The sequence below is a fragment of the Geofilum rubicundum JCM 15548 genome, from assembly GCF_000974365.1.
In the GTDB taxonomy this organism is placed as follows: Bacteria; Bacteroidota; Bacteroidia; order Bacteroidales; family Marinilabiliaceae; genus Geofilum; species Geofilum rubicundum.
Map to the genome: position 1 here is coordinate 25,080 of NZ_BAZW01000046.1, position 7,742 is coordinate 32,821.

The window sequence follows — 7,742 nt, forward strand, 5'->3', positions numbered from 1 at the left end:
CAAATTAGAATGGGTTTTTGGCCCAATTTTCAATATGGTCTACAGTTATTTTTGTTCTTTTTGACAATGATGCTGATTGCGGTTGTGCTTTATTATTTGTTAAGCTTGATTAAGAATTTCAACATTTCCCGGTTTTGGGACCGTTATTTTGGTGCTGTGGTTTACCTTTCAGCCTTGATGTTCGCCCTCCTGCATTTACCTGCATACCGCTTTGAAGGGGTTTTTATTGAGAAAATTTTAGCAATGATACTGATTTCAATTCCCTATATTATTATGGGTATGTCATTGGGATATATCAGAGTCAGGTTCGGATTCTTGTATGCCGTATTTTTCCATGCGGTTTGGAACCTTTGTAGCGCGGCCGCTATTTTTTACCGAATGAGTTTATAAATTTTATGAGGGAAGTCGGCTAGGCCTTGCCAGTGTTTGGACCTCCCTGTTTTTGAACCGGGAGCGTTTTGATCTTTATGTGTGTCCCAAATGTGGTAAAGTGGAGTTCTTTACTCCTTTAAACAATGGAGATTGATATTTTTAAAACCACACTCTCAGTAAATCTAATTCACGAGATATTGAACTATTAATATAATTGTCTTAAATTTCAGAGCATTACACTAACCAAAAAATTATCTGATGAAGACATTACTCGTATTTTTAACCATCCCATTGTTATGGGTATTATTCGCATGTGATATGCAGGAAACTGAAGCGGTTCCTCCCTTGATTGACCGGGAGGTGTTTTTTGACGATCCGGTGATTGCCGGAGGACAGATATCGCCCGATGGGGCTTATATCTCTTTTTTAAAGCCTTATGAGGGCACCCGCAATATTTGGGTGAAGACTTTGGAGGCACCGTTTGAAGAGGCACTGCCTGTTTCTAATGAGACGGCTCGTCCCATCAGTGGCTATTTTTGGTCGCGCGACGGCCAATACCTGCTTTATGTAATGGATCAATTGGGAGATGAAAACTTCAACATATATGCCATTGATCCGAAAGAGGCAGCCGAAGGCGTTGTTCCGGAAGCACGCAATATTACCAATATGGAAGGGGTGCGGGTTCAAATATTTCATATTTCCAAAATTGATCCGGATTTGATGTTTGTAGGCTTGAACAACCGGGACCGGGCCTGGCACGATTTGTACAGCCTGAAAATTTCAACCGGTGAGCTAACGCTTATTCGTGAAAACACCAATCGCTATACTTCGTGGATCTTCGATCATGAAGATCAATTGCGCATGGCCAGTCGCTCCACCCCTGACGGAACCAGTGAATTGTGGCGCATGGATCCGGATGGAGAAACCCTTCTGTACTCCTGGGGTGTGCTCGAAACGGCCTATCCTTATGAATTTACTGCGGATAACCAACACTTTTATCTGGTATCGAATGTAGGGGAGGATGTGAATCTGACCCAACTGTATCTGATGGATATTGCTACCGGAGAAAAAACGCTGGTGGAAAGTGATCCGGAGAATAAGGCCGATTTTGGTGGCATGATGATTTCAGACAAAACGCTGAAAGTGCTTTTTACTTCCTACAATGATGTGCGCAATCGCCGGTATTTTAAGGATGAAGCTTTTGAGCGTCAGTTTAATGAGGTGAAGGATCAGTTGGGCGATAACGAAATATCGTTCTACAGTCCCACGCTCGATGAGCGTTATTGGCTGGTGAGTTCCTATTCTGATATTGATCCGGGGTCTGTTTACCTATACGACAGTGAGAGCGACACCCTTGCTTTCCAGTATAGGCCGCGACCGGCCTTGCCTTCTGATAGTCTTTCACACATGACCAGCATCACCTACCCATCATCGGATGGCATGGAAATACAGGCCTTTTTGACCATGCCCAAAGGTTTTGGGGACAAAAATTTGCCGGTAGTGGTGATGCCCCATGGTGGACCATGGGCCAGAGATTATTGGGGGTATAACAGTTATGCCCAGTTCCTGGCCAACAGAGGGTATGCGGTGTTGCAACCTAATTTCAGAGGTTCTACCGGATTTGGAAAGACGTTCCTGAATGCCGGAAACCGCCAGTGGGGATTGCTGATGCAGGACGATATTACCTGGGGTGTAAAACATTTGATTGAGCAAGGTATTGCTGACGAGGAGCGGGTGGCCATTTTTGGTGGGTCGTATGGTGGTTATGCGACTTTGGCCGGACTGGCTTTTACGCCGGATGTGTATGCTGCAGGCGTTTCCTTTGTTGGTCCTTCCAATCTGATTACCTTGCTTAATTCTGTGCCGGCTTACTGGGAGGCTATGCGGATTACCCTTCATACCCGTATGGCCGATCCATCTGATGCCGAGGGTGAGGAGTGGCTCAAGTCGCAGTCGCCTCTCTTCTCGGCCGATAGTATTGCTGCACCTTTGATGGTGGTTCAAGGAAAAAATGATCCGCGAGTGATTGAGCGGGAGTCGGACCAGATCGTGGTTGCTTTGCGCGACCGGGGCTTCCCGGTGGAGTACCTCAATGCGCCGGACGAGGGGCACGGTTTTGCCCGCCCCGTCAATAACATGGCTTTTGTGGCAGCTATGGAAAAATTCCTGGCCACCCACATTGGTGGTCGCTATCAGGAAAGCATGAGCGAGGAAGTGGCCAAGCGCCTGTCTGAGATTTCTGTCAACGTTGATACCGTCAGTGTGGCGATGCTTGAAGAATAAGTTCTGGCGAGAGGATAACAGTAAAATGAAGGCTGTCCAATGGGGATGGCCTTCATTTATTGGTGACAGCTGGAAATATCTAAAGCCAAGGCTTTCAAAGTTTTTGAAAACAAGTCGTTTATATTTTGTAAACAACTGTTTTAATGATTGGAATAACAGTTAATCCAGATTTTTCAGGGGTAGTATTTGAGGTATTCCGGTACAGACTAACTATAATAGTAGTACTTTTGACATTCAAAAATAACATCATTAACAACGGCATAAAATTAGGGAATGGAAAAGCGAAGAATGGTGATATACCAGCTATTGCCGAGATTATTTGGCAACAAGGTATTCAATAATAAGGTGAATGGTTCCCTTGAGGAGAATGGATGTGGAAAATTCAATGATATCAACAATGAGGCCCTTCAATCCATCGCAGAACTGGGCGCAACGCACGTTTGGTTCACCGGCATTATTGAGCACGCCACTTGTACCGATTACTCGGATAACGGCATTGCAAAGGACTACCCCGACATAGTCAAAGGAGTGGCAGGTTCTCCTTACGCCATAAAGGATTATTACGATGTAGATCCTGATTTGTCAGTGGATGTTTCAAAGCGCATGCAGGAATTTGAAGCGCTGGTAGAGCGCACCCACGCCAATGATTTGCAGGTGATTATCGATTTGGTGCCCAACCATCTGGCCAGGAATTATGTGTCGGATGCAGCCCCAAAAGGTATTGAACCTTTTGGGAGTGGTGACGATAAGAGCGTGCCCTTCTCAAAAGACAATAATTTCTACTACCTGCCAGGAACTGACTTTATTTCACCGGAAGAGCCCTCCTCAGACAAGCAATGGCAGGAGTCGCCCGCCAGAGCTACCGGTAATGATTGCTTTTCCGCTTCGCCTGCCATCACCGATTGGTACGAGACCGTTAAGTTGAATTACGGGGTGGATTATGTGGGTAAAACACCGGCTGATTTTGATCCGGAGCCGGATACCTGGTTGAAAATGCGTGATGTGGTGCTTTACTGGGCGGCTAAGGGCGTGGATGGTTTCAGGTGTGACATGGCCGGTATGGTGCCCATCGATTTCTGGCGATGGATGATTGGGGAGGTTCGGAAGACTTATCCGCGCTTGCTTTTTATCGCTGAAGTTTATGATGCGGAGCACTACAATGATTATATTTTTAAGGCGGGGTTTGATTACTTGTACGATAAGGTGGTTTTATACGATGGCTTGAGGGCTGTCATGGAGGGTACAGCACCAGCTTCTTCCTTGTCCGCTTGCTGGCAGCAAACCGATGGTTTGCACCATTTTTTATTGTACTTCCTTGAGAACCATGATGAACAGCGCCTTGCTTCGGATTTTTTTATGGGAAGTGGCGAGAAGGCCATTCCCGGAATGACTGTGGCGGCAGCCATGTTCAATAATCCCTTGCTGATATATGCCGGTCAGGAAATTGGAGAGCGGGGCACGGATGCTGAAGGGTACAGCGGAGCGGATGGTCGCACCACCATCTTTGACTATTGGGGGGTAGAACGCCTGCAACAATGGCAATCCTCCGGCAACTGGTCGGGCACAGAACTACCCGAAAGCGCTAAAGCGCTGCGCGAATTTTATCAAAAGTTGCTGAGCATCATACAACAAGGACCGGCGCTTAATAAGGGACGTTTTTATGATTTGATGTGGGCCAATACGGCCAACCCGGCCTTCAATGGTGAAAAAATCTTTGCCTATCTCCGATACGAAGGAGGACGTCAATATCTGGTCGTGGCCAATTTTGGCGGAATGGTCCTGTCCTATAAATTGAGAATTCCTGCAGATGCCATGGATGTAACCGGTATGAAAAGTCACTGGTACTATTCGGGTGAAGATTTACTGGGTCTTAACCGGAAGATTCAGTTTCCGGCCGTTGTGGCACAGAATGGCGGACTGGGTGGCAAGCTTGAGCCTTATTCAGCTGCCATTTATGAATTGAAGGGGAGTGAGGTTGATTTTTAGTTGCGGTGTTTGAAAAAACTTCGTAAATTATAACGGCACTCACAAACCTAAAACTGTGTTGTTATGGGAAAAGTTAATTTCACTTTCAACATTGCCCTTGATGAGGATGAGTTTATCAGGGTGGAGGATCACCTTTATACGACCAGAGAGACGCTGAGGCGCGAAGAGCCTAAGGTCCATTTGATTTGTAGAGGTTTTTTGGAAACACTCAAGGATTTTGAAGGTCAATTGACCAACAAAATTGTAGATGAGTGGTTATTGCTGACCCGGGCGCTGGATCAGACCTGCAGCTATGAAAGTAGCTGGGACGATCGTAAAATTTTAAAGGAGCTGATTGCCGGTAATGAGCATCCGGTGGGCTGGTATGTCAAAAATTGCAAAGCGGCCTGATTTTTTCCCGGAATTAAACAGCTGTAATTGTTGCCAATAGGTAACAGTTGCAGCTGTTTGTTTTACCCCGGAGCATTGGTGGCGTCTGTGATTTTGGTTATCTTTGGGCCTTAAATGATAATTATTCAACCATGATAGAAAGCTCACAGGTCGTTATCGAGGATATCGTTGTTCACCACATTGGCTCCCGTGCCGAAGGTCAACCGGTACGTTACTCCAAAAGTGCTTTGCGTCTTCAGGACGAAGAAGAGGTGGGGAGTGTTTTGAAAACCTATTTTTTTAATGCCTTTAAAACGGAGGCCTACTTCAATTTTATAGGGGCTGAAGAAGGGGCAGGTGGTTTGGTTTTTAACCTGGCCTGTGAAGTCTTCGATGATGCCTCTAAACTTTATAATGCTTCCTTGCAGCTGGCTGAACTGCTGTTTGAGCAAAGCAATCATCCCAAAATTCGGGGTGGCGAATTTTATGTGGCTTTGTTCCGCAACTGTGTGGTGGATGGTGAGGTTGTAGATGGTTTGGGTATTTTCAAATCAGAGAACAAGGATACTTTTTTGAAGGTTTATCTGAAGGATCAGAATTTTGAATTGGGTACCCAGGAGGGGATCAATATTCGCAAACTCGACAAGGGCTGTATTGTGTTTAATACCGAACGGGCACAAGGCTTTAAGGTGGTGATGGTGGATAATATCAACAAAGGACAGGAGGCCCGGTTCTGGAAGGAAGATTTTTTGGGCCTGCAACCCCGTGAAGACAGCTACTATTTTACACAGAATTACATGAATGCTTGTAAAGGTTTTGTGCAGGATGTCTATAATGGTGAAAACCAGGTGCCCAAACCCGAGCAGTTTGATTTTCTGAATCGCTCGCTTGATTTTTTCGACAATAAGGGAAGTTTTAACCAGGAGGATTTTGAACGAGAAGTGGTGCGCTTCCCGGAGGTGTCAGAGGCTTTTGCCGACTACCGCAACCAGTTTGAAGAGGACAACGGCATTCCGCTTAACGACAGTTTGATATTTCTAAAAGTGCTGTAAAGACGGAGAAGAAGCATTTTAAATCGGTCCTCAAACTCGATAAGAATTTTCATGTGTATGTGCATGGCAAGCGCGATTATATTGAGAAGGGCTTCGATTCACAAAAGGGCATGAATTTTTATAAACTCTTTTATGAGAGTGAACAATAGGTTTAATCATTAAAAATGGCGGTAGAGCTTCCCGAACAATTCATTCAACGATTGCAGGGTCAGATGGGGACTTCCATGCTGAAATTTGTGGATGCGCTGCGACAGGATCCCGTGATGTCGGTGCGTTTGAATGCCCAAAAGCTGGCTGGTCCGCCTTGGGAGGGTGTTGAAGCAGTACCCTGGTGTCCAACCGGCTACTATCTGCCCCAAAAGCCGGTCTATACGCTCGATCCCTTATTTCATGCCGGTTGTTATTATCCGCAGGAGGCCAGCAGTATGGTGCTCGATTGGTTGGTTCGTCAGGTGTGTGACCTGCCCGAGCAACCGGTGGTGCTGGATTTGTGCGGGGCTCCGGGTGGTAAAAGTACTTTACTGGCGTCATTTCTGGTTGGAAAAGGATTATTGGTGGCCAATGAAGTGATAAAAAGCCGGGCGACCATTCTGGCTGAGAATGTCTCGAAATGGGGTTTTGCCAATTGTGTGGTGACCCGCAGCGATCCTTCCAAATTTGCGGACTTAACATCGATGTTTGATTTGATGGTGGTGGATGCGCCCTGCTCGGGCGAAGGGATGTTTCGTAAAGATGAGCGGGCCATTGAGGAATGGAGTGCTGCCAATGCCGAGATGTGTGCGTTGCGCCAGCAACGCATACTGACCGATGTCTGGCCGGCCCTGAAGCAGGAGGGGTATCTTATCTACAGTACCTGTACCTTTAATCCATCCGAAAATGAAGAAAATATGGCCTGGATGGCCAATGAGGCAGGCGCGGAAGTGTTGGCGCTTGATGTGCCGGAACAATGGGGGGTAGAAAATATTCCTATAGGCGCTGGTAATGGATTGGCCTTTTATCCCCACAAAGTGCGGGGCGAAGGTTTTTTTGTGGCTGTGTTGCGAAAAACAGCAGCGGAGAAAGCCTTGCCATCTGCCAAAAGGCGGGATAAGAAGACCTTTAAAAGCAGGCCTCACCAAGAGGTTGCCACTTTGCTGAACGATGCCCCATTCTGGTTTTTCCAGGAAGAAAGGGATGGCTGGAACGCTTTTCCGAAGCACCTGGCTCTGAACTGGCTTTACTTCAGCAGTTTGTGGATGTCCTTTCTTATGGTGTGGTATTGGGTAAACCCATGAAGGGGCAGTGGATTCCGGCGCATGGTCTGGCCTCTGCCATTGACTTAAACGCTTCCCTCTTTCCGGCATTGGATTTGCCGGTGAATGAGGCGCTGCGCTATTTGAAGGGAGAGGCCTTAGCTGCGCCAGAGGACCTTTCCATGGGATACGTACTCATTACATATAAGGGTGTGCCCATTGGCTTTGCCAAGAATATTGGCAAGCGTTTGAACAACCTGTTCCCCTCCTCGTGGAGAATTCGCATGTCTTTGCCAAAATAAGATTCCAGTCTTTGATCAGAAGGTGATCATTTGGTATTTTATTATCAAAGACTAATTGTATACATTTGCGCGGCCTGAGTGGGTAGAGTATATTTGTGAGATATTGGGCGCATTATTGGGCCCTACTGTTTTTTTTGATTTAAATG

7 protein-coding genes are annotated in these 7,742 nt (G+C 46.4%); all 7 read left to right on the forward strand.

The genetic code is table 11. The annotated features are described in order from the left end of the window. Window positions 1–69: 69 nt before the first annotated feature. Complete coding sequence (locus JCM15548_RS26430; protein WP_369403712.1) at window positions 70–390, forward strand: CPBP family glutamic-type intramembrane protease; 321 nt, start codon at window positions 70–72, stop codon at window positions 388–390. A gap of 240 nt (window positions 391–630) precedes the next feature. Beyond that, complete coding sequence (locus JCM15548_RS15795) at window positions 631–2,655, forward strand: S9 family peptidase (RefSeq protein ID WP_062127491.1); 2,025 nt, start codon at window positions 631–633, stop codon at window positions 2,653–2,655. Between the two features lie 273 nt (window positions 2,656–2,928). Beyond that, window positions 2,929–4,641 carry an alpha-amylase family protein gene (locus tag JCM15548_RS15800; protein ID WP_062127493.1) on the forward strand — a complete coding sequence of 571 codons (1,713 nt, stop codon included), beginning with the start codon at window positions 2,929–2,931 and terminating at the stop codon, window positions 4,639–4,641. A gap of 63 nt (window positions 4,642–4,704) precedes the next feature. Further along, a complete protein-coding gene (locus JCM15548_RS15805) occupies window positions 4,705–5,031 on the forward strand; it encodes a hypothetical protein (RefSeq protein ID WP_062127495.1) in 327 nt (108 codons plus the stop codon). A 131-nt stretch (window positions 5,032–5,162) separates the two neighbouring features. After that, the gene (locus JCM15548_RS15810; protein ID WP_227625924.1) at window positions 5,163–6,062 is read left to right on the forward strand and encodes a nucleoid-associated protein; all 900 of its coding nucleotides are present in this window, start codon (window positions 5,163–5,165) and stop codon (window positions 6,060–6,062) included. Window positions 6,063–6,226: 164 nt separating this feature from the next. Then, window positions 6,227–7,336, forward strand: a complete 1,110-nt coding sequence (locus JCM15548_RS15815) for an RsmB/NOP family class I SAM-dependent RNA methyltransferase (protein ID WP_157482832.1) — start codon at window positions 6,227–6,229, stop codon at window positions 7,334–7,336. Then, window positions 7,333–7,596 carry a methyltransferase RsmF C-terminal domain-like protein gene (locus JCM15548_RS21760; RefSeq protein ID WP_157482834.1) on the forward strand — a complete coding sequence of 88 codons (264 nt, stop codon included), beginning with the start codon at window positions 7,333–7,335 and terminating at the stop codon, window positions 7,594–7,596. Before JCM15548_RS15815 ends, JCM15548_RS21760 begins: the two co-directional genes overlap by 4 nt. The last annotated feature ends 146 nt before the right edge of the window (window positions 7,597–7,742 follow it).

Excerpts from the sequence above, each read along its gene's own strand:
- JCM15548_RS26430 (WP_369403712.1), top strand. The coding sequence starts at position 70 with ATGCTGATTGCGGTTGTGCTTTATTATTTGTTAAGCTTGATTAAGAAT.
- JCM15548_RS15795 (WP_062127491.1), top strand. The coding sequence starts at position 631 with ATGAAGACATTACTCGTATTTTTAACCATCCCATTGTTATGGGTATTA.
- JCM15548_RS15800 (WP_062127493.1), top strand. The coding sequence starts at position 2,929 with ATGGAAAAGCGAAGAATGGTGATATACCAGCTATTGCCGAGATTATTT.
- JCM15548_RS15805 (WP_062127495.1), top strand. The coding sequence starts at position 4,705 with ATGGGAAAAGTTAATTTCACTTTCAACATTGCCCTTGATGAGGATGAG.
- JCM15548_RS15810 (WP_227625924.1), top strand. The coding sequence starts at position 5,163 with ATGATAGAAAGCTCACAGGTCGTTATCGAGGATATCGTTGTTCACCAC.
- JCM15548_RS15815 (WP_157482832.1), top strand. The coding sequence starts at position 6,227 with ATGGCGGTAGAGCTTCCCGAACAATTCATTCAACGATTGCAGGGTCAG.
- JCM15548_RS21760 (WP_157482834.1), top strand. The coding sequence starts at position 7,333 with ATGAAGGGGCAGTGGATTCCGGCGCATGGTCTGGCCTCTGCCATTGAC.